This window comes from Actinoplanes sp. KI2 (assembly GCF_025630775.1).
Classification (GTDB): domain Bacteria; phylum Actinomycetota; class Actinomycetes; order Mycobacteriales; family Micromonosporaceae; genus Actinoplanes.
Map to the genome: position 1 here is coordinate 25,520 of NZ_JAOSZE010000046.1, position 19,221 is coordinate 44,740.

Below are 19,221 nucleotides of genomic sequence, written 5' to 3' on the forward strand. Positions count from 1 at the left end.
GGCAGCGGTGCCCGGCTCACGCGGAGCGGAGCACGATCTGGCCGTAGTACGAGGTCTCCTCCGAGACAACGATGGTTCCGTGCGGGTCGATGCCGACGACGCGGGTCGAGATGTCGCCGACCGGTTTCGGGAAGAAGGTGATCTTCCCGTGCCGCCAGCGGAACGGCACGCCCAAGGTGTCCGGCCGCGACCAGTTCATGCCGGCCACGTCGCCACGGTCGTTGACGGCCCTGGGGTAGGAGGAGGAGCCGGGCAGGCCGAGGTCGACGAGCTGGTGGCCGCGCCAGAGCACCGCGTGTTCGCTGCGATCGGGCCAGGACACTTGGCCGGTCATCAGGCCGGTGTCGCTGATGGCGGTCACCGTGCCCGTCACGGCCTTGGTGTGTGCCAGCAGATCGGTCATTCGGCCGTGCTGCCAGAGGAACGGGTGTTCGTCCGACGACTTTCGGAGCGTGCTGTTGCCGATGATCTGGCCGCGGTCGTTGATCGCCGCCGGTCGGCTGGAGGTGCCGCCCAGAGTGCCGAGCTGGGTCATCCGGATCGTCCGAGTGCCTTGCCAGAGGACTGCCCGTTCGGTGGTGCCGTGGTGCGAGACGATGGTGCCGATGATCTGGCCGCGGTTGTTGATGGCCACGGCGGTGCTGTTGGCGCCCTTTGGTACGGGCAGCAACCGGTAATGGCGGCCCTGCCAGGTGAAGGCGCGGTGGGTGCCGTTCTGGTAGTACGTCGTACCGATGACCTGGTCGTGGTCGTTGAGGCCGGTCACCTCAGGGTTGGTCCCGGCCGGCGGGCGCAGATACTTGACTGCGGTGCCGGGGTGCCACACGAACAGCTTGCCGGTCTGGGAAACCCGGCCGGCGACATGACCGTTGTCACTTATCGCGCCGGCGAACGCCTCCGCTACCGGTACCACGGCCGGGGTGCTCCGGTCGTGCCACCACACGACGGTTCGATAGTTGCCTGCTTTGTCGACGCTGTGGCCCAAGATGTCACCGCGCTGGTTCATCACCACGGCTGTGGAGTCCCCGCCGAGGGAACGGAGCTGGACCAGCCGGCCGGTGCTGATCGCAGGCGCGGCGGCCGGCGTGGCGACGGCCGACATGGCCGGGGACACGGCGGCGGTCAGCGCCATGGCGGTGACCGCCAGCCCTGCGTTCAGTCTTCGGATCAGGGTCATTTCTGTCCTCCTTGTCCAAACGGAACATTGCCGGTGCCTCTCGTGGAGGCGGCAACGACGCTGAAACGGGTCGATGATCCGTGGCGGGACGGCACAGCGATCCAGCGCTCGGCCCTACCTCCACTCCGCGCCTCGCCGACTCCGGCCGCAAGGGGCTAACTGCTCCACTTCGGAGGCCCATCTCCCTGGCCGGGCCGGTGAGAGCGGGCGGAGATTGCACTCTTGGCCAGCCGGAAGGTTGACTGGCAGCGTGCCTATTTGCGCCGTCGATGTCGCCGCAACAGACCTTGATCACAAAGAGTGTCTCGACGCGGTCGACGGCCTGCGGGACAACTCGAAGTGGATCACCTCGCTGGACGGCGCGATCCGCACCGGCGAGGCCTGGAAACGGTTCCGGGAAACCGGACGACATCGCGATCGGCGCGACGCAGGGCGCCAGCTGCTTCGGCGCAGCGTACGAGTTCCTGTTCAACACCTCGTTCCAGTTGCGCAAGGCCGGTCTGAAGCGCAATCCAAGATCACACAGGTGACCGCGGAACCGTTCCTGGGCCACTTCGGCATCGGCGGCCTGCCGCACGGCGATCAGCTGCTCGGCATGTTCCTGCGCTAGGAGAACATCGCCTTCCGCACTAACGTCGCCATGAGCGCCGTGGACGACGGCGCGGTCATCACCGCCGACGGCGACAAGTTCCCGTACGTGTTCGCGATGATCGTGCCCCCGTTCGCCAGCCAGAATTTCCTGCGCCGCACCGACGGGCTGGCCAACGCCGGCGGCTACGTCGAGGTCCGCGACACCTACCAAAGTCGGCGCTTCGACGACATCTACGCCGTCGGGCTGGCCGCCGCCGTGCAGGTGCCCTGGACCACACCCACCCCCGCCGGCGTGCCCAAGACCGGGCTGCCCACCGAGCAGATGGCCCACGTCGCGGCCAAGAACGTCGCCGCGCAGATCCGCGGCGAACAACCGGCGACCCGCAAGAGCTTCGGCGACATCCCGGCCGTGTGTGTGATGGATGCCGGCAACAACGGCGTGCTCATCCTGGCCGACAAGATGCTGCCGCCCCGCAAGCACGGCATCCTCGTGCCCGGCCCGCAGAACCACGCCTTCAAGCTCGCCTTCGAGAAGTACTACCTGTGGAAGATGAGGGCCGGCCACGTCAACCTTCCCTGACCGGCCGTCGGCAGCCGTGGACGAAAACGGCCTGCCTGCGCGTCCGCACACGAACGATGCTCAAGACAACGGTGCCGCCCGCGAGGCGGCGGCACCGGGACGGAGGAAGGCGTGACGGAGGACGCCGACGACCGGTTCGGGCGCTGGTTCGCCAGTCTTCTGCCACAGGCGCGTGTGCAGTGGCTGGAGGCCGGTCAGACCGGCTCAGGCTTCACCACGCACCTGCTGGCCACGTTGCCGGACGATCACCGGCCCGGCTGCGCCGACTGCCACACGCCTTCGAACGCCTGTGGCGCGGCCGCGACGCGGCCCGGATCGGCGGCACCGGCATCGGGCTGGCCGTCGTACGGGAATTGGCCATCGCACACGGCGGCGCCGTCACCATCGACTCCCCGCCCCGGCAGCGGCCTCACCGTGACCCTCCGGCTGCCACTACAGCGTCGCACCGCAGCCTCGCCCGACGACGGTTCTTGACCGCCGATAGGCAGACGTTCGTCGTGCTCGTCCACCGATACCAGGCCGCCAGGCCTGCTCCCGCCCGAACGCTCCGCCCCGGCACAGGAAGCCCGCCATGAACAAGACCCCCAGCGATCGACCCGCTGCGGACATCCGCCCGGCCGGGTTCGATGCCCTGCCGGCCTGGCGCTCGGTGCTCGCGGTGATCGCCCACCCCGACGACGAGTCCTTCGGCCTCGGCGCCATCCTCTCCGCTTTCGCCGCCCACGGCGCCACCGTCTCGGTGCTGTGCCTCACCCACGGCGAAGCCTCCACCCTCCACGGCGTGCCCGGCGACCTCACCGCCATCCGCGCCGCCGAACTGCACGCCGCAGCGCAAGCGCTGGGCGTGGACACAGTGCGACTGCTCGATCACCCCGACGGCCGACTGGCCACCGTGCCCCCGGGTGCTGGCCGCCGAGGTAGCGGCCACCGCAGCCCAGGTCGCCGCGGACGGGCTGGTCGTGTTCGACCCCAGCGGCGTCACCGGCCACCCCGACCACCGTGCGGCAACAGCCGCCGCCCTGACCGCCGCGGCCCCCACCGCCCTGCCTGTCTTGGGCTGGACGTTGCCCGCCCGGGTAGCGCAGACGCTCAACGCCGACTACGGCGCCGCCTTCGCCGGCCACCGGCCCGACGATTGACCTGACCGTGCCCGTGGACCGGACCCGCCAGCTCGACGCGGTGAACTGCCACCCCAGCCAAGCGGTACCCGGCGGTGTGCTGTGGCGGCGCCTGGAACTGCTCGCCGACCTCGAGTACTTGCGTCGGCTGCCTGACCGCCGACACAGTAGTGGTTTCCGATGAGCAGATTGAGCATGGTCGGCGGCCGTGCCGGCTTCCGTCCCGCTGTCGTGCGCTGCTGCTACCGCTTTTCGGTACGACCGGCGCGCAGCTTGCCCAACAGCCGCTTGGCTTTCTGCTGGTTCTCCGGCTTGGACAGCTGCCGTTGTCCCTGTTCGACAAGGCGCTTGCCCTGCGGGCTGTCGAAGAACTCGCGAAGTCGCTCGGAAAGCGTCGGCATGACAGGCTCCTTTCGGCGGCAGCGGGTGCTCAGCCGCCGAGGCGGCCGAGGAAGTCCGACACCTTGCCGCTGATCTGCTCCGCCACCCCGGCGGCCGCTCCCCCGGCCGCATCCGCGGCACTGCCCGCCGCCGCGGTGGCCGCGCTGGATGTGGCGTCGGCCGCGGTGGTAACCGCCTCGCTTGCCTGGTCAGCGGCACCGGCCGCCGTGTCGATGACCGCTGTGGGGTCGGCCGCGGCGGGAATCTCGATGCCCAGGGACTGCTTGACGTTGTCGGCGATGTCTTTCAGTGCTTGCCACACCGGATCCTCCCGTGGGTTGTGACACCGTCGTGGCTGCGTCTCCCAGCGTGAGCCGAGACGCGACAATCCCCCAGGGCCGATGGTCCCCGCCCGGCCGGGAAGTCCGCCGCCCAAACAGTCGGCGACCTTCGAAGTCGCTGAACCGTGCGCGATCAGGACGGGTCCAACGCCTCTCCCCACCCTGCGGCGCGACGGGGCACCCTGGAGGTGAGCCGGAAGCAGGTGGAGTTCATGGACGACACCAGGGCTGTTCGGGTGCTGGCCGGATACGACGGATCACTGCCGGCCGGTGCGGCGATCGACGCGGGAGCCATGCTCCTGCCCTCGGGCCGTGCCTGGATCATCACCTGCTGGACTGCGCCGTTCGCCGACGAGGCGCTACGCCGGCACCTGCGGGACCGGCAGACCGGGTTGCACGAACTCGACGCCGCGATCGAACGCGAGGGCGCGGCGGACGCCGAACACGTCGCCGCGATGGGCGTCACCCTGGCTCGGGCCGCCGGTTGGGCCTGCGAACCAGTGATCGAACAGACCTACGGAGGTGTCGGATACGCCATCGCCGATCTGGCGGAGAAGCTGGACGCCGACGTCGTGGTGGTCGGCTCCCGCGGGCTCGGTGGCGCCCCCGCCGTGCTGGGCAGCGTCTCCGACGTGGTGGCGCACTCCACCCCCAGGCCCGTCCTGGTCGTACCCCATCCGCTGCTGACCGACGAACGCGCGGACCTGACCGGCGGGCCGGTGCTGGTGGGCTGGGACGGATCACCGGGCGCACAGCTGGCGCTGGACGCCGCCCAGAAGCTGTTCGCCGGCCGGCCCACGATTCTCGCCGCCGTCACCGACGACGCTGTCGCCCCACCCACGGCAGCACACGAGTTCCTGCGGCTGCACGCCCACGGCGGCCACCTCACGCCGGGCCGAGCGGTCGCGGAGGCGCTCGCCTCCGCCGCTCGCCGACGGCACGCAGCCGTCGTCGTGGTCGGCTCGCGCGGGCACTCCGCACCCCGGGAGATCCTGCTCGGCAGCGCGGCCATGGCCACCCTGCACCACGCCCACCGGCCGGTCCTGGTCGTGCACGACGCCCACGATCGATGATGGTTTCTCGACCCCGAGAGGTTACCTCCGAATAGCCGCTCGCCGAGAGATCGCGCTGCTCGGCCCGCGCGCAGCAGCTGCCCGCCCGCGCCACCACCGACCGTTCCAGATTCAGCAGCGTCAGCCGAACGTGGCCAAGACGAGCGCCACCCCGGCCGGCCTGATGAGCATCAGGCGGCGGGCGCGGATCGGCTGCCCCGGCTCAGTCCGGGCCGGCTCCCGGGTGGCGCCGACGAGGAACGGTGGCGCCCATGGCCCGAAGCCGCAGGAAGCGCTCGATGCCGAGGCGGCGCCAGACCCGGCGGCGGCTCGGCCGGACCATCGGCAACACCGCCGCCGGCGGGACGACCTGCGGCCGGTCCACGGCGTACGGAACGCCGTGCAGGTCGATGACCGCCTCACCGGCCGCCCGCACGTTGCGCAGCCAGTCGACGCCGCTGCCGTAGGGCAGCGGCACCACGAACCCGCCGGGCACCGGCTCGGCCACGACCGGGGTGGTGTACGGCCGGCCGGAGCGGCGCCCGACGTGGTGCAGCTTGGCGGCATACCAATGGCGGCGCCCGGCCACCAGCAGCATCAGCGGGTTGAGGATCCTCTTGTTGAGGGTCCGGATCGCGCTGCGGCGGCCCGGTTTCGCAGTCGTGGACATGTCGTCCTCCCGGTCGTCCGGCGTGCCCGGGCGCGAATGCGGGGCCGGCCGGCCCATCACCTCCAGCACAGCGCAGCGAGTCGCCGTGGGACAGGGCCCAACGACACGATCCCGGTGGCACAATGGCTCGCCGACGTGCCAGGGAAAGCGGACCGGCGCCGAGGCCACCGGTCAGCGCGCGGACCGTCCCGAGCGGGTCCTCCGCGCCGGCCCGCATGCCGGGCAGTGGTCACTCCCCGGTGTCCGGTGTGAGCAGCAGCGGGTATGTGTGGCGTGCGGGAAGACGACGAACGCACCCGCCACACCTGGGCGCCGTTCGTCTGCGTCGCCGTCGGCGCATGCCGGCAGATGCCGATCGCCCGGCTCGAGGCCGGCCGCGGCCCTGGCCGGCGCCACCGGCTTGGACAGCTCGGCCAGTACCTGCGCGTCAGATCGGTACGCACCAGGTCAGGCAGGTGCCGGACGGCTCGTTCGGGCCCAGCGTGCAGGTGCCGCCGCGTTGTTCCGCGCGGTGCCGGAGGTTGGCGGTGCCGCTGCTGCGGGTGATGTCGCCGATGCCGACGCCGTTGTCGCAGACCTTGACGGTGAGCCGGGCTGCGGTTGTGGCGTCACCCGGTTCGACGATCAGATCGACGTCGACCCGGCTGGCCCGGGCGTGCCGGGCCACGTTGCTCAGGCTCTCCCGCAGCACGGCGGTGAGATCGTCGATGACGCCGCCGGCGTCGGCCACGGTGTCGATCGGCCCGGTGAAGCGCAGCGCCGGGGTGAAGCCGAGCGTGGTGGCCGACTCGGTGACCAGGTCGAGGATCCGGGCGCGCACTCCCTGCGGGCCGGCCGCGGCGGTCCGCTGGATGGCGAAGATGGTGGTGCGGATCTGCGCGATGGTGTCGTCGAGCTCGTCGATCACACCTGCCACCCGCGGGGCCACCGGATGGTCGCCCATCCGCGCCGTGGCGCCCTGCAGCGCCAGCCCGGCGGCGAACAGCCGCTGGATGATGTGGTCGTGCAGGTCCGCGGCGATCCGGTCCCGCTCGTGCAGGAGCGTGACACGTTCGCGTTCGAGGCGGGACTCGGCCAGTTCCAGGGCCACCGAGGCCTGGTTGGCGAAGGCGGTGGCCATCTGCAGGTCCTCGGCCTGGAACGGCGGCCGGCCGGGCAGCCGGGCCACGGTCAGCACGCCCCGAGTCTGCTCCGACCCGGTCAGCGGCGCGACCAGCACGGGCCCGACATCGATCGCGCCCGCCAGCACGGTCGGCGGCAGCCCGAGCCGGTCGCCGGCGTCGGCCAGGCGCAGCGGCTCACCGGTGGTGAACACGTGCGCGCACAGCGATTCCTCCAGACCGCTGCGGGAGCCGATCAGATCCTCGGCGGCCGCGCCGGTGGCCGGGCTCCCGATGGCGGTCGCGACCGACAGGAAACCCCGGTCGGTTTCGGTCGGCAGCAGGACCGCGACGAGATCGGCGTCCGCCAGCCGGTAGGCGTGCTCGGCGATCGTCTCCAGCGGCGCCGCCGGCGTGCCGGTGGTGAGCATGTCCCGGGTCACTTCGGCGGAGGCGGCCAGCCAGTCGCCGCGCCGCCGGCTGATCTCGTAGTGCCGAGCGTTGTTGATCACCACGGCGGCGGTGGCCGCGAGCGCGACGGCCAGTTCCTCGTCGTCGGCGCTGAACCGGCCGTTGCGGCTGTCGGTGAAGTACAGATTTCCGAACACCTCGTCCCGGATCCGGATCGGCACCCCGAGGAAGCTCTGCATGGGCGGGTGACCGGGCGGGAAGCCCACCGAACCGACGTGCCCAGTCACTTGATCGAGCCGGATCGGATGCGGGTCGTCGATCAGCGCGCCCAGCAGGCCCTTGCCGCGCGGCAGCGGCCCGATCGCCGCGACCGTCTCGGCGGGCATACCGCTGTGCAGGAACTCGGCGAGCCCGCCGTGCCCGTCGAGGATGCCGAGCGCGGCGTACCGGGCGCCGACCAGCTCGCCCGCCGACGCGGTCAACCGCTGCAGCAAGGGACGCAGATCCAGGCCCGCCAGCAGGGCCTGGTTGGCCCGCAACAGTCCCCGGAGTCGCCCCTGGGTGGCCATCACTTCCTGGGCACGCTCGACCAGTTGCCCCAGCAGCTGATCAAACTCCAGCCGGGGCAGATCCGGGAAACTCAGCTCGGTGTCGCGGTTCTCGCCGTCGGAATTCATGCGGTCCTCGCAACAAGCGTTGCACGCAATAGCCATTGCAGCATGCCACTCACCGGTAGGGGGTCACAAGGCCCTGGCGCAATGGGAGTTTCATGCAACAACTATTGCGGTATTCGGCACCGCATGGAGGCAGGAGAGCTCAACATGATCGACAGCCGGCCGTCGGAGGGCGTGGCGCGGCAGCACTCCGTCGAGGCCCGGGCCGCCCTCGACGAACTGATGCAGGCCTTGGACCACTGCCTCGACCAGCTGCGGGACGCGCGCCATCGGGCCGCCGAGCTGGCCGAGCAGCACGACAGCGGCCAGAGCTGGACGGCCATCGTGTCCGCCGAGACCCCGCCGCTCATTGTCGAACGCATCTCCGTCGCGATGAGCGCCCTGTCCGTCAGCGGTAGCCGGTGGCGACGGGCCCAGGCGCTCGTTCTGCATGCCGAGGGGGTCAGCATCAACCGCATCGCCGCGCTGTTCCGGGTCACCCGGCAACGGATCTCCGCGTTGATCAACGGCCACGCACAGTGAGGCCGCGGGTCCGGTAGCTACGGTCGTTCAGCCGTGCGAATGCTCGCTGTGCAGCCGGGTGGCGAACACGGCAGCCTGGGTGCGCCGTTCCAGGCCTAGCTTGGCGAGCAGGCTGGAGACGTAGTTCTTCACCGTCTTCTCGGCCAGGAACATCCGGCCGGCGATCTCCCGGTTGGTATCGCCGTCGGCGATGTAGTCCAAGATCCGCCGCTCCTGATCGGTCAGCCCGGCCAGTTCCCGTGGTTCTTCGACACCGTGCCGGATGCGCTCGAGAACTCGCCGGGTGACCGCTGGGTCGAGCAGCGATTGCCCCTCGGCGACCCGGCGCACCGCGTCCACCAGGTCGGTGCCGCGGATCTGCTTGAGCACGTAGCCCGCCGCGCCTGCCATGATCGCGGCGAACAGCGCCTCGTCATCCTCGTACGAGGTGAGAATCAAGCCTTTGATCGTCGGGTCGATCGCGCGGACATCGCGGCACACGTCGATGCCGTTGCCGTCGGGCAGCCGGGCGTCCAGGATCATGACGTCGGGGCGGAAGGCCGGGATCCGGTGGGCCGCCTCCTGCGCCGAACCCGACTCTCCGACGACCTCGATGTCGCCGGTGGCTTCCAGCAGGTCGGCCAGGCCACGGCGGACAACTTCGTGGTCGTCGAGCAGAAATGCCTGGATCATCCCTTCTTCGTACCGTCGTGGGCGGGCCCGCCACAGGACCGAAAGTCCCGTCCGGCCGGGGACAATGCCAGGTCAAGCCCGACCTCATGGGCCCACGGCCTGGGCGGCAGCTTCGAGATCGGGGCTCCGGGCGGGCGGCGGCGCCGCGCTCCGCCGGCCGGTGCCAGTCGCCGGGCGCGGCAAAGGTCAGGCCGTCAATCGGGCCGGCTTGTGGGTGAACTGCTCGATGTCGGCCGTGGTCACGTCCAGCAGCTGGTAGGCGAGATCGGCCAGCGCCCGCGCGGTGGCCAGCTCGTCGCCGATCTCCGGCACCTCCATGTCCGTCGGCCGCCGCCGGGCGTGGCCCTCGCCGCGCACCGGTGACCGGGCGTCGGTGTGCAGGACGGCCGCGGCGTGGGTGGTGCGCTCCAGCTCGTCCTCGGCGATGTTCACCTGGACCGTCCAGGTACGGGTGTGCGTCATGACGGCACCTCCTCCGATCCTCCGGTCACCATCCCAGTCCGGACCGTCCGGAGCGGCCAGTGCTGTTGGTCCCGGCGGTCCCGGACCGCTGACCCTGACCGAACCTGCCGATCCGCGCGCACGGTGAAGGGAGAAGGAAAGGAGATCGTCATGAGCGCGCGGCTACGGCTGTCCCAGTGCGGGCTGAGCGCGGGCAAACGGGCCCGGCTGCACCGCATCCTGTACAAGCACGGCCTGGGCAACGGCACCGCCCTGTTCCTGCCGTACGACCAGGGCCTCGAGCACGGCCCGAGGGACTTCTTCGCCGACCCGATCGCGGGGGACCCGAAGTACATCGTCCGGCTCGCCCTCGAGGGCGGGTTCAACGGCATCGCGATCCAGATCGGCCTGGCCGAGAAGTTCTACTGGGACTACGCGGGCGAGGTCCCGCTGATCCTGAAGCTGAACGGCAAGACCGACATCCCCAGCGACGTCAACGCGCTGTCGCCGCTACACGCCTCGGTCGAGGACGCCGTCCGACTCGGCGCCGACGCCGTCGGCTACACCCTCTACGTGGGCTCGCCGGCGCAGGAAGCCGACTTCGCCCAGTACCGCACCGTCCGACAGGACGCGCAGCGCCTCGGCATGCCCCTGATCGTGTGGGCCTACCCACGCGGCGCGGCGATCGAGCACAAGGGCGGCAAGGACTCCTTCTACGCGGTGCACTACGCCGCCCGCGTCGCCAGCGAACTGGGCGCCGACGTGGTCAAGGTGAACTTCCCGCACCCGGAGAAGCACACCGACGTGCCGGACGCGTACGCCGGCGAGTTCAGCAGCCAGGAGGCCATGGACGCGGTCGTACGGGCAGCCAACCGCACCATGGTGCTGGTCTCCGGCGGCAGCCGGGCCGGCGACGAGGCGATGCTCGAGAAGGCCCAGGAGTCGATGTCGGCCGGCGCCACCGGGCTCATCTTCGGCCGTAACGTGTGGCAGCGCGAGCACGACGAGTCGCTGGTCCTGGTCGACCGGCTACGCCAGATCCTCGCCAAATACCCGACACCGTGACGCCGCGACCTTTGACATCCGGCGCAACAGATTCCGGTTCCGGGATCGGCAGCCCATCAGGCCCGCCGGCGGCTGCGGCGGATGGACTGCCGGATGCCGGCCGCATCGCCAACCTTCCGGGTCACCGGCAGCGCAGGCGCACTCCTCGAGGGCCGGCGGGAACGGGCGGCCGGTGTCATCGCGCGGCTATCGACGCAGCAGCACCGGGTCTGGGCGCCGGCCAGCCGACCGGCACGAGCGCCACCGGGCAGGTACTCCCTCGCAGGCCGACCTGCCCGGCGCCGTACAGCAGCTCGGCGAAGCGCCCGTGCGCTCCGATCCCTGCGACCAGCAACCGGCCGCGATGCGACGCCCGGTCGATCGTGCAGGCCAGATCTAGGTCGGACACGACCAGCCGCTCCACCGCCACGTCCGGGAAGCGCGCCGACCACTCGGCGAGCGCGTCGATCAGCCTCGCCTCGGCGGCACGGCGCTGCTCGGTGTACCCGCCCTTCACCACGGTAGGCGCGCGACCGTCCGCCGCGCCGGGCCGGATCCAGCTGTGCACCGCCACCAGGCGGCTGCCCAGCAACGCAGCCTGGGCGAATGCGTACCCGAGCGTGGCCGCCCCGGACGGCCGGGCGGACGAGGCCACCACGACCGGCCCGTCGCGGCCCGCGCCGCGGTTCACCAGCAACGGGCAGGTGCTGTGGTGGGCCAGATAGGCCGCGGTCGAACCCCAACTCGACCCGGTGCGGGGCTCGTCGCGATGACCCACCACCAGTAGCCGAGCCTCGCCCGAGCAGCCGGTCAGCGTGGTGGCCGCCCCGCCCTCCAGCAGCTCGGTGACGATCGGCAGGCCCGGCCGGGCGAGCGCGGCCCGCCGGTGCGTGACCTCCAACAGCCGCATGCCATCCGCCTTGGACGGCACCGCCTCCCGGCTACGGAACACGCCTCGATATCGCCCCGGCCACACGTGCACGATCCGCAACGACGCCGAACGGCGCGCCGCCTCGGCCGCGGCCAGATCCACGGTGGCGGGTGTGCTGGGCGAGCCGTCCACCCCAACCACGACCGGCCGGTTCCGCGGTGTCGCCGCCTCGCTGCCCATGTTCGCAGACTAGGTAGGACGCGGAACGGCCCGACACGGTCGCATGACCGGTCGGGCCGGGCCATAGGTCACGCTCGCCCCACCACGGGAGCCTGTGGCTCCCTCCGTCCGAGCGCGGGCGTGTGTACCCCGTAAGGGCCCGGACGACCCGTCGGCGGAGACGTCGGTCCCGGGCCTCAGCTCACCAGGAAGACCGGGCGCCTCAGCTCACCAGGAAGACCGGGCAGTGCGCATGCTGGACCACCGCGCGGCTCACCGAACCGAGCATGCCCGCGGGCATGCCGCCCGGGCCGTGCCGGCCGACCACCAGCGCCGCCGCCTCGGCCGACGCGTCGATCAACGCGGCCGCTGGATCGTCGGCGACGAACCGCCGGTGCATCCGCACACCGCCGAAGAGTTCGACTTTCTCGACTCGGGGCGTCCGCCCCGCGTGCAGCAGCACCAGTTCGCTGCCGCGCAGCCGGGCCTCGGCGTGCGCGAAGCCGACGGCCGGGCTGTCGTCACCGTCCACGCCGACCACGATCGGGCGGGCGGCGAACCCGGGGCCCGGCGGCCAGCCGGGAATGCGCACGACCATCACCACACCGTTGTGGTCGACGGCCACCCGCTCACCCACGCTGACCCCGAACACCGAGCTCGCCGCGCCGTGCCGATGCCCTACCACGACCAGGCCGGCGTGCCGCCCCTCGACCAGCAACCGCGACGCCGCCGCACCGGTCACGATCCGGCTGGTCACGGCGACCGACGGGGCACAGGCACGCACCCGCTCGGCCAGCTGATCGAGCAACCGGGCACCGGCGTCCTGCGCGGACGGACGGGAACCCTGCACATGCACCAGGCGCAGATCCCAGCCACGCAGCTCGGCCTCGATCGCGGCATGGTCCACCGCGGTGTAGCTGATCGGGCTGTCGTCCACACCGACCAGCACCAGGCCGGTCTTCGCGACCACACCCGGTGGCACCCGGCCCGGCCCCGGCGCTCCCCAGTCATCCGGGCGGTAGCCCAGCACACCCAGATATCGATTCACCGCCCCGCTGTACCGGGTGGTGTCTACGCGGGCCGCGCGGGCCTGCCGGGAATCTCGCTCCGTACGGAGCCTGTCGAGGTCACTCATGGCCGACCTCCCCGGACCGTTCCTCTGCTCCCATCACAACCCCGGTACGGCGACCCGGCCAGGGCCGTTGGTCCCCGGCCGGTCAGCCCAGCGGGTAGACCACCCGGGTCCGGTACTCCGACTCGTCCACGGTGCCCGGCCCGACCAGGTACTCCTCCCACATCCGCGACGGCGGCACGCGGGCATGGTCGGCGAACCAGGCGCTCAGGGCGGCGTACATGGACGGCAGCGTCCGATACGGCCCGACGTGCTCGGCCCGGACCACCCGGCCGGCGGGGAGATGCTCGGCGGTGAGGCCGCCGATGTCCGGCGGCTCGCCGTCGACGGGGAAGCCGACGGTCACCTGGAAGATCTGGTGGACCTCGTTGGTGTAGACGGCGGTGGCCGGGCCGGCCGGGGTGATGCCGTGCCGTTGGAACTCGGCGGCGACGAGCGGGATAGTCCGGCCGAAGAACCCCGCGAGATCCGCCATAGCAACGGTCTCGCGCCGGCCCACGACCGTACGGGCGGGCAGCGTGGTCACCTCGATGCGATCGGCGCCGATCATGGCTCCTCCCTCGCCGGCCCGGTGCGGAACGACCAGGACGGGACGGCTCACGTGATGCAGGGTCGCCATCGCCACGCTGCCCAGCAGGATCTCGCGGATGGCCGACCGGCCGCGGGAGCCGACGACGACCGCGGCGGCACGATGCTCGACGCCTTGCCGGGCCAGCGCCTCGGCGACCGCCCGGCCGGCCGGCAGCCCGGCCGCCGGCGGCACCGTGTACTCCTGGTAACCCGGCGGCGCCGGTTGCGGCAGCTCGCTGTCCTGGACGGCGGCCAGCATGATCCGCCGGCCGGCGAACAGCTGTCCGGCCGCGGCCAGCGCCCGGCGGGACCCGGGCGAGCCGTCCCAGCCGACCACGATCGGGCCGTCCGCCAGAGCCTGGCGTTCGGCGGCGAACATCGGGTACGGCACCACCAGCACCGGCTGGGTCGCGTAGTGCACGACCATGTCGGAGACGCTGCCCAGCACGGCGCGGGCGCCGCCGAGCCCCCGGGAGCCGACTACCAGCGCGTCCGGCTCCAGTTTCTCGGCCAACTCGGCCAACTGCACGCCTTCACCGCCGTAACCACGTTCGACCAGCGGCTCGGCGTCCCAGCCGGCCGCCCGGGCCAGCGTGACGCCGGTGGCCGCCAGCCGATCGGCCTCCGCGCCGCCCTCCCGCTCGACCGCCTCGACGAACTCGTCGACCCGGCGGGTGCCGTGCCAGAGCCGGCGCCGCAGGGCGTCGTCCGCGAACGGCGGCATCCACAGATGCGTGATCCACGCCTGTGCCCGGGGCAGCAACGCCGCGGCCGCGTCGATGGCCGCCCCGGCCGCCACCGACCCGTCGTATCCGGCCATCACCCGTAGCGAAGTCATCTCGCGCCCCCTCTCTCCTTCAGCCTGAACCGCCGGCCGGCCCGGCCGCGAGAGTCGTTGGACCCATTAGCTCACCCATGAGCCTGCGTGAATCTGCTGCGACCGCGGACGGTGGCCGGACACGCCGCCGTCCGCGGTCGCAGGCGGCGTTTGGAACATGCGTAGGCGGTCAGTGCTTGGCCCGGACGATGTAGACGGGGCAGTCGGCGTGGTGCAGCAGTTGCAGTCCGGTGGACCCCAGCATGGTCCCGGCGATCACACCGTGTCCGCGGCTGCCGACCACCACCAACTGCGCGCGGTGCGACGCCGCGACCAACTCACCGGCGATCCCGTGATGGGTGAGCAGAACCTCGAGCGGGACGTCGGGGTGCTTCTCCTGCCACGGCGCCAGCTGCGCCTGCAGCTTCGCCAACTCTTGCCGATCAGCTTCTGGCGAAGCGGCGTCGGCATCGGCCTTCTTGTCCATCCACAGCGGAACGACCGGCAGATACGACCGCACGATTTCGAGTCCGCACCGGCGCCCGGCGGCCGCGTCGAACGCGGTCGCCAGCACCGCGTCCGCGATCGGCGAGTCGTCCACCCCGGCCACGACCGGGCCCTCGGTGACGTCACCCCGGCCGCGTACCACGACCACCGAAGTCGGCGCGTGGGTCGCCACCCGCTGGCTCACCGAGCCCAGCAGCAGGCTGGCGAACCCGCCGCGGCCCCGGCTGCCGAGCACCGTCAACTGCCCGTGCTCGGTCTCGGCCAGCAGCCGTGCCACCGGGTGACCGATCACCGGATCGCTCTCGACCTCCAGCTTCGGGGCCACCACCCGCGCCTCGTAGGCGGCGGTGGCCGTGACGCCCTCGGCGTGGCGCCGCGGGTCGTCCACGTAGACGTTGCTCGAGTCGTACCGGGCCTCGCGCCACTCCCAGTCGTAGACGTGCGTGACCCGAAGCGGCAGGCCCCGGCGCTGCGCCTCGCGCGCCGCCCATCGCACCGCCGCCTTGCTGTTCTCGGTGCCGTCGGCGCCGACGATGATGGGATTGACCTTCATGACCACTCCTTTCCCAGGTCTCCCCTTGAGCGTGCGGCCCGGCGGTGTGCCGGGTCAGAGCGGCAGGTCATGTTCGGACAGGCCGATGGTCCTGCCACCCCCACCAGCAGAGAAGAGCACTGTGATCGCCCGGACGTGGCATTCCGCACGCGATCTGCCGGGGAGGCGCCGTCCGGGTGCAGGCCAAGCACTGCGGCCAGCCGCGGCCGTCGCCGATCCGGCGATAGGCGAGCAGTTCGAGCGCCCAAACCCTCATTGCCGACCACCCCTCAATACCGACGCTGATCAGGAGCGGCCTTCGCCGGACGTCAGTGTCGACGGGCCCCGGTTTCCCGATCACCGATGACCTTCGGCCCTGACCTTGGCGAGGCGGAGAAGCGCACCGTGAAGTCATTCCCGTGCCGGTGTCCCCGGCACTGACCCCGCGGAGCAGACCGATGCGCCACCCGATCGCCGCCGGTGTCGGCGGAGCCGGCGGCTGGCGGGCCCTGACCTGGGCCGTCGAGCTCGCCACGCACACCGGTGAGCAGCTGATCCTGCTGCACGTCTGCGTACCCGGCTCGCCGCTGCAGCGCATCGCCGGCCAGCCCACGCCGGCCGAGGTCGAGGTCGTCGACCCGGCCCTGGCCCGCGCCTACGCGACCGTGCGGAGCCGCCTCGGCCGAGACCGCACCACCCTCAAGATCTGCACTGGGCATGCGTCCGAGGAACTGACCGAAACTTCGGCGGGCGCGCGGCTGCTGATCATCGGCGACGGCGAGGGCGGCCGGACGGTACGCCGGGTGGTGCGCCAGGCACATTGCCCCGTTGTCGTCGTCCGCCCGATCGGCCGGGCGGCGGCAACCCCGTACCCTGGCCACGTCGTGGCGGGGGTCGACGACAGCCCAGCAAGCCGGTCCGCACTCGAGATGGCGTACGCGTATGCCGAGCAGAATCGGCTGCCGGTCGCCGCGCTGCACGTGTCCGACCGGGCCGCAGCCGCAGCCCTGCTCGGGGACGCCGTCGCGCCGTTGGCTCGGGCGTATCCCCTGGTGCCGACCCGCCGCTCGGTGCTCGCCGGCGCGGTCGGCGACCAGCTCATCCACGCCGGCGCCGGCGCTCGCCTGCTGGTGGTCGGCGACAAGCGGCGCGGCGTGATCGGCCGGGCCCGCACCGGCGACGTGCCGCTCACCGTCGCCACCGAAGCGCCCTGCCCGGTCGCCGTCGTACCGCTCGAGCAACGCGACGCGCGGTAAACACACCACCGGCACCAGGTGACCAACGACCCTGACAACAAGCCCACCGACGGAGCGATGGTGGACCTGAGCCCGTCGGACGCCCGGCAACACGGCGACTGGCCACCTGAGGGGACGGCCACCGAGCCGCCAGACCCATCGTCGTCAAGACGGCCGCCGGCGCCACGACCCGGACGTCCGATGAGCTCCGAGCCAGGGAGGCCGCCATGACCGCGCAGATCGACCCGCACTTCGTCCTGGCAGCGCTCGACGACGACTCCAGCTGCGCCGACGTACTCATCTATGCTCGCGGCCAGGCCCGGCAACGGGGTCTGCCGCTAAGGGTCGTGCACGTGTGGACCCGGCGCGAATCGATGACCGACAGCGACCGGCTGCTGACCGCCGCCCTCTACGACAACCTGCCACCCGACGAGGCGGCAACCGTGGAACGGCAGATCCTGCACGACGACGACCCCGCCCGCGCGCTCGCCGCACTCAGCCGCGACGCCGCCCTGGTGGTCGCCGCCGCCGGTGCGATCGGCGAACCGCGAAACGGCTCGCCGAGCTCGCGGACTGCCCCGTCGCCATCATCCCCACCGCCCCGCGCGTCGCGGCCCGGTGGTGATCCACCGGTCGATGAGCCTGGCCGTTCCGGCGTCATCATGCCGTCGTCGTCTACACCGCGGGGTCAACGCGCGGCAACCTCGGACCCACCTTGCCGTTCTTGATGACGAAGACGCCGAGCCCGCGGCCGACCGGCTCCTATTAGCCCTCTACTCAAGCGGCCGTCGCCCGGGTGCCGTGCTCCTCGTAGAACTCGCGGAACGCGTCGAAAGCGCGAGCCCCGTAGACGGTGGCCGGGCCGCCGTTCATCAGGAAGGTGACGCCGATCGCCTCGGCCGCCTCCGGCGGGGTCGCGCCGTGCAGAACCGCCGCGTGGGCGTGCGCGGCGATGCAGCCGTCGCATTCCTTGCTGACGGCGATCGCCAGCGCGATCAGCTCCTTGGTCCTGGCATCCAGTGCGCCGTCGGCCAGCGCGGCGTCATGCAGCTCCCGGTATCCCGCGTACACCTCGGGGATGGCCTGCCGCAGCGCGCGAGTAGGCCCCCTGAGCGCATCCCGTACTTCCTTGCCGTGACTCATGGCGTCCTCCCTCGGGTTTCGTGTCGGTGAACCCGGCGACCAGCTTGCCCGCCGGCCTTCTCCGATGAGTCGGACGCTTTGATGGTGTCCTCGACGCCACGGCAAAGGTCGGCGACCAGCCCGCTCGAGATGGCGGCGGGCTGGCCCGCGATCGGCCTCGAGGACCAGGACGGCGCCCGGCATGTCCCCACGGTGCGCCGTCGGCGCAGGCCGGGACCAGGGCCGATGGTCCTGCCAGGCGGGCAGAATGAGGCCCATCGGCGGCGCTGCTCGCCACCCACGGCGGAATGGGACCGGCGTCGGCGATGCCGCCCGAGCCTGATGGTTCCGCCGTCCAAGGCTTTCGCCAAGGTACCGGTGGGCCTCACCGTCAATGCTGCACCGGATCCGGCGGTCCGGTCAGGGACGGATGGTTCCTTCGCTGGTCCTGCCGCATCAGGACCTGCGGACCTCACGCCAGGCCGCCGGGCCACCACCACGGCCGCCACGACCAGCGCAAGCCCGGCCAGAAGCAGCGCCAACGCCGCGCTCAACACGCCGGGGAACCACAGCCCGACCACTACCGGCACGATCAACAGCGCCGCCCCGGACGCGATGACCAGCAGCATCATGTCACGCCACCGGATCGATGCCGCGACCAGCGCGACGACCGTAGCCAGGGCAAGCACCGAGCCCCAGCCGGTGCCGGCCACCGCCAGCGCACCGCCTGCGGCGCCGAATGCCCCGAGCCATCGGCCGAGCGACTCCGGGCGGACGAGCCCGGCCCGCGCCGATAATGCCCAGACCGTACCCACCGCCCAGATCGCCAGGCCGGGCAACGTCTCCGGGCCCGGCGACAGCGCCGCCATCGACCCGGCCAGCAGCAGCGCCGACGCGTATGCCGTCGCGTGCTGGACCGGGTGGCGGTGCACCCGCCAGAATCCCGCCGCGCACAGCAGCGTGCCGCCCGCCGCGAAACACAACGCTGCCTCCTCGGCCCAGCCGAACTGCTCACGCGCCAGCAGCAGAAGCAAGCCCAGGAGCGCGCCGCAGGCGGCCATCCAGAGCACGGCCCGCAGGCGCGCGAGCGGCCCGGCCGGCGTCCGCGGTACCGCTGCGCCGGCCGCCGCCAGCAGCAGCGCCGCGGCACCGACGACGGCGAACCGGCCGAGGTGACCCAGCGCCGTCCAGTACCTCCCCGCCACCAGGCCGAGGGCGACTGTCACCAGGGCGCCACCGAGATACCCGAGGGCCTCGACGACCAGCCCGGGCCGCCTCGGCGACGGCAGCCCACCGCCGCGCATCCGGCCCGCCTGCTCAGCGGTGATCACGCCGTCCGCGACCCAGCGGTCGATCAACGCGTTCAACTCGACGGTCCTCATATTCGCCCGCCTCCGAACTGCGTGGAAGCCACGATCGCCGGCGAGGCCGGTGCTCCCTTG

The 19,221-nt window shown here is 71.8% G+C and carries 22 protein-coding genes and 1 pseudogene; 10 read left to right on the forward strand and 13 right to left on the reverse strand.

The genetic code is table 11. The annotated features are described in order from the left end of the window. Window positions 1–16: 16 nt before the first annotated feature. Complete coding sequence (locus ODJ79_RS37280) at window positions 17–1,177, reverse strand: hypothetical protein (RefSeq protein ID WP_263028390.1); 1,161 nt, start codon at window positions 1,175–1,177, stop codon at window positions 17–19. Window positions 1,178–1,427: 250 nt separating this feature from the next. Between ODJ79_RS37280 and ODJ79_RS37285 the strand changes: the two genes are divergently transcribed. The 5 genes and pseudogenes from ODJ79_RS37285 to ODJ79_RS37300 all read left to right on the forward strand — a co-directional run bounded on the left by ODJ79_RS37285 (window position 1,428) and on the right by ODJ79_RS37300 (window position 3,487). Then, complete coding sequence (locus ODJ79_RS37285; RefSeq protein WP_263028391.1) at window positions 1,428–1,787, forward strand: hypothetical protein; 360 nt, start codon at window positions 1,428–1,430, stop codon at window positions 1,785–1,787. Between the two features lie 30 nt (window positions 1,788–1,817). After that, window positions 1,818–2,348 carry a hypothetical protein gene (locus tag ODJ79_RS37290; protein WP_263028392.1) on the forward strand — a complete coding sequence of 177 codons (531 nt, stop codon included), beginning with the start codon at window positions 1,818–1,820 and terminating at the stop codon, window positions 2,346–2,348. A 56-nt stretch (window positions 2,349–2,404) separates the two neighbouring features. After that, on the forward strand, window positions 2,405–2,923 hold the full coding sequence (locus ODJ79_RS47295) for a sensor histidine kinase (protein ID WP_411267409.1): 519 nt from the start codon (window positions 2,405–2,407) through the stop codon (window positions 2,921–2,923). Further along, window positions 2,920–3,231: pseudogene (locus ODJ79_RS47300) on the forward strand (PIG-L deacetylase family protein); the annotation flags it as partial. The gene ODJ79_RS47295 and the pseudogene ODJ79_RS47300, both read left to right, overlap by 4 nt. A 19-nt stretch (window positions 3,232–3,250) precedes the next feature. Next, window positions 3,251–3,487 carry a hypothetical protein gene (locus ODJ79_RS37300; protein WP_263028393.1) on the forward strand — a complete coding sequence of 79 codons (237 nt, stop codon included), beginning with the start codon at window positions 3,251–3,253 and terminating at the stop codon, window positions 3,485–3,487. Window positions 3,488–3,708: 221 nt separating this feature from the next. Here the strand turns inward: ODJ79_RS37300 and ODJ79_RS37305 are convergent, their stop codons facing one another. Together ODJ79_RS37305 and ODJ79_RS37310 are read right to left on the reverse strand one after the other, a co-directional pair. Further along, on the reverse strand, window positions 3,709–3,867 hold the full coding sequence (locus tag ODJ79_RS37305; protein WP_263028394.1) for a hypothetical protein: 159 nt from the start codon (window positions 3,865–3,867) through the stop codon (window positions 3,709–3,711). A gap of 29 nt (window positions 3,868–3,896) precedes the next feature. Then, window positions 3,897–4,169, reverse strand: coding sequence for a hypothetical protein (locus ODJ79_RS37310; protein WP_263028395.1), 273 nt, complete (start codon window positions 4,167–4,169; stop codon window positions 3,897–3,899). 231 nt (window positions 4,170–4,400) lie between these two features. Here ODJ79_RS37310 and ODJ79_RS37315 point away from each other — a divergent pair, with 231 nt between their 5' ends. Continuing rightward, entirely contained in the window at window positions 4,401–5,261 is an 861-nt protein-coding gene (locus ODJ79_RS37315; protein ID WP_263028396.1) for a universal stress protein, read from the forward strand. A gap of 202 nt (window positions 5,262–5,463) precedes the next feature. On the opposite strand, the gene ODJ79_RS37320 is transcribed toward ODJ79_RS37315, so the two are convergent. Continuing rightward, window positions 5,464–5,910, reverse strand: a complete 447-nt coding sequence (locus tag ODJ79_RS37320; protein ID WP_263028397.1) for a hypothetical protein — start codon at window positions 5,908–5,910, stop codon at window positions 5,464–5,466. 427 nt (window positions 5,911–6,337) lie between these two features. Beyond that, window positions 6,338–8,098 (reverse strand): GAF domain-containing protein, encoded by a 1,761-nt coding sequence (locus tag ODJ79_RS37325; protein ID WP_263028398.1) that lies wholly within the window; start codon window positions 8,096–8,098, stop codon window positions 6,338–6,340. Between the two features lie 123 nt (window positions 8,099–8,221). Between ODJ79_RS37325 and ODJ79_RS37330 the strand changes: the two genes are divergently transcribed. Continuing rightward, on the forward strand, window positions 8,222–8,617 hold the full coding sequence (locus ODJ79_RS37330; RefSeq protein WP_263028399.1) for a helix-turn-helix domain-containing protein: 396 nt from the start codon (window positions 8,222–8,224) through the stop codon (window positions 8,615–8,617). Window positions 8,618–8,644: 27 nt separating this feature from the next. On the opposite strand, the gene ODJ79_RS37335 is transcribed toward ODJ79_RS37330, so the two are convergent. After that, window positions 8,645–9,289 (reverse strand): response regulator, encoded by a 645-nt coding sequence (locus ODJ79_RS37335; protein ID WP_263028400.1) that lies wholly within the window; start codon window positions 9,287–9,289, stop codon window positions 8,645–8,647. A gap of 186 nt (window positions 9,290–9,475) precedes the next feature. Continuing rightward, a complete protein-coding gene (locus ODJ79_RS37340; protein WP_263028401.1) occupies window positions 9,476–9,751 on the reverse strand; it encodes a DUF1876 domain-containing protein in 276 nt (91 codons plus the stop codon). Window positions 9,752–9,901: 150 nt separating this feature from the next. On the opposite strand from ODJ79_RS37340, the gene ODJ79_RS37345 reads away from it, so the two are divergent. After that, a complete protein-coding gene (locus ODJ79_RS37345; protein WP_263028402.1) occupies window positions 9,902–10,795 on the forward strand; it encodes a class I fructose-bisphosphate aldolase in 894 nt (297 codons plus the stop codon). A 175-nt stretch (window positions 10,796–10,970) separates the two neighbouring features. On the opposite strand, the gene ODJ79_RS37350 is transcribed toward ODJ79_RS37345, so the two are convergent. The 4 genes from ODJ79_RS37350 to ODJ79_RS37365 form a co-directional block, all read right to left on the reverse strand. Next, window positions 10,971–11,885, reverse strand: a complete 915-nt coding sequence (locus ODJ79_RS37350; protein ID WP_263028403.1) for a universal stress protein — start codon at window positions 11,883–11,885, stop codon at window positions 10,971–10,973. Between the two features lie 202 nt (window positions 11,886–12,087). Next, window positions 12,088–12,999, reverse strand: coding sequence for a universal stress protein (locus ODJ79_RS37355; protein WP_263028404.1), 912 nt, complete (start codon window positions 12,997–12,999; stop codon window positions 12,088–12,090). An 82-nt stretch (window positions 13,000–13,081) separates the two neighbouring features. Further along, window positions 13,082–14,404, reverse strand: a complete 1,323-nt coding sequence (locus ODJ79_RS37360) for a universal stress protein (RefSeq protein ID WP_263028405.1) — start codon at window positions 14,402–14,404, stop codon at window positions 13,082–13,084. 169 nt (window positions 14,405–14,573) lie between these two features. Further along, window positions 14,574–15,443, reverse strand: coding sequence for a universal stress protein (locus ODJ79_RS37365; RefSeq protein WP_263028406.1), 870 nt, complete (start codon window positions 15,441–15,443; stop codon window positions 14,574–14,576). A 437-nt stretch (window positions 15,444–15,880) separates the two neighbouring features. Between ODJ79_RS37365 and ODJ79_RS37370 the strand changes: the two genes are divergently transcribed. Next, entirely contained in the window at window positions 15,881–16,678 is a 798-nt protein-coding gene (locus tag ODJ79_RS37370; RefSeq protein ID WP_263028407.1) for a universal stress protein, read from the forward strand. A gap of 206 nt (window positions 16,679–16,884) precedes the next feature. Further along, complete coding sequence (locus tag ODJ79_RS37375) at window positions 16,885–17,385, forward strand: universal stress protein (protein ID WP_263028408.1); 501 nt, start codon at window positions 16,885–16,887, stop codon at window positions 17,383–17,385. 49 nt (window positions 17,386–17,434) lie between these two features. On the opposite strand, the gene ODJ79_RS37380 is transcribed toward ODJ79_RS37375, so the two are convergent. Next, entirely contained in the window at window positions 17,435–17,800 is a 366-nt protein-coding gene (locus ODJ79_RS37380; protein WP_263028409.1) for a carboxymuconolactone decarboxylase family protein, read from the reverse strand. Further along, a complete protein-coding gene (locus ODJ79_RS37385; protein WP_263028410.1) occupies window positions 17,797–19,161 on the reverse strand; it encodes a DUF2157 domain-containing protein in 1,365 nt (454 codons plus the stop codon). Before ODJ79_RS37385 ends, ODJ79_RS37380 begins: the two co-directional genes overlap by 4 nt. Window positions 19,162–19,221: the final 60 nt, after the last annotated feature.

Coding starts and splice junctions, on each gene's coding strand:
- ODJ79_RS37280 (WP_263028390.1), bottom strand. CDS start 1,177: ATGACCCTGATCCGAAGACTGAACGCAGGGCTGGCGGTCACCGCCATG.
- ODJ79_RS37290 (WP_263028392.1), top strand. CDS start 1,818: ATGAGCGCCGTGGACGACGGCGCGGTCATCACCGCCGACGGCGACAAG.
- ODJ79_RS47295 (WP_411267409.1), top strand. CDS start 2,405: ATGCTCAAGACAACGGTGCCGCCCGCGAGGCGGCGGCACCGGGACGGA.
- ODJ79_RS37305 (WP_263028394.1), bottom strand. CDS start 3,867: ATGCCGACGCTTTCCGAGCGACTTCGCGAGTTCTTCGACAGCCCGCAG.
- ODJ79_RS37315 (WP_263028396.1), top strand. CDS start 4,401: ATGGACGACACCAGGGCTGTTCGGGTGCTGGCCGGATACGACGGATCA.
- ODJ79_RS37320 (WP_263028397.1), bottom strand. CDS start 5,910: ATGTCCACGACTGCGAAACCGGGCCGCCGCAGCGCGATCCGGACCCTC.
- ODJ79_RS37325 (WP_263028398.1), bottom strand. CDS start 8,098: ATGAATTCCGACGGCGAGAACCGCGACACCGAGCTGAGTTTCCCGGAT.
- ODJ79_RS37330 (WP_263028399.1), top strand. CDS start 8,222: ATGGAGGCAGGAGAGCTCAACATGATCGACAGCCGGCCGTCGGAGGGC.
- ODJ79_RS37335 (WP_263028400.1), bottom strand. CDS start 9,289: ATGATCCAGGCATTTCTGCTCGACGACCACGAAGTTGTCCGCCGTGGC.
- ODJ79_RS37340 (WP_263028401.1), bottom strand. CDS start 9,751: ATGACGCACACCCGTACCTGGACGGTCCAGGTGAACATCGCCGAGGAC.
- ODJ79_RS37345 (WP_263028402.1), top strand. CDS start 9,902: ATGAGCGCGCGGCTACGGCTGTCCCAGTGCGGGCTGAGCGCGGGCAAA.
- ODJ79_RS37350 (WP_263028403.1), bottom strand. CDS start 11,885: ATGGGCAGCGAGGCGGCGACACCGCGGAACCGGCCGGTCGTGGTTGGG.
- ODJ79_RS37355 (WP_263028404.1), bottom strand. CDS start 12,999: ATGAGTGACCTCGACAGGCTCCGTACGGAGCGAGATTCCCGGCAGGCC.
- ODJ79_RS37360 (WP_263028405.1), bottom strand. CDS start 14,404: ATGACTTCGCTACGGGTGATGGCCGGATACGACGGGTCGGTGGCGGCC.
- ODJ79_RS37365 (WP_263028406.1), bottom strand. CDS start 15,443: ATGAAGGTCAATCCCATCATCGTCGGCGCCGACGGCACCGAGAACAGC.
- ODJ79_RS37370 (WP_263028407.1), top strand. CDS start 15,881: ATGCGCCACCCGATCGCCGCCGGTGTCGGCGGAGCCGGCGGCTGGCGG.
- ODJ79_RS37375 (WP_263028408.1), top strand. CDS start 16,885: ATGACCGCGCAGATCGACCCGCACTTCGTCCTGGCAGCGCTCGACGAC.
- ODJ79_RS37380 (WP_263028409.1), bottom strand. CDS start 17,800: ATGAGTCACGGCAAGGAAGTACGGGATGCGCTCAGGGGGCCTACTCGC.
- ODJ79_RS37385 (WP_263028410.1), bottom strand. CDS start 19,161: ATGAGGACCGTCGAGTTGAACGCGTTGATCGACCGCTGGGTCGCGGAC.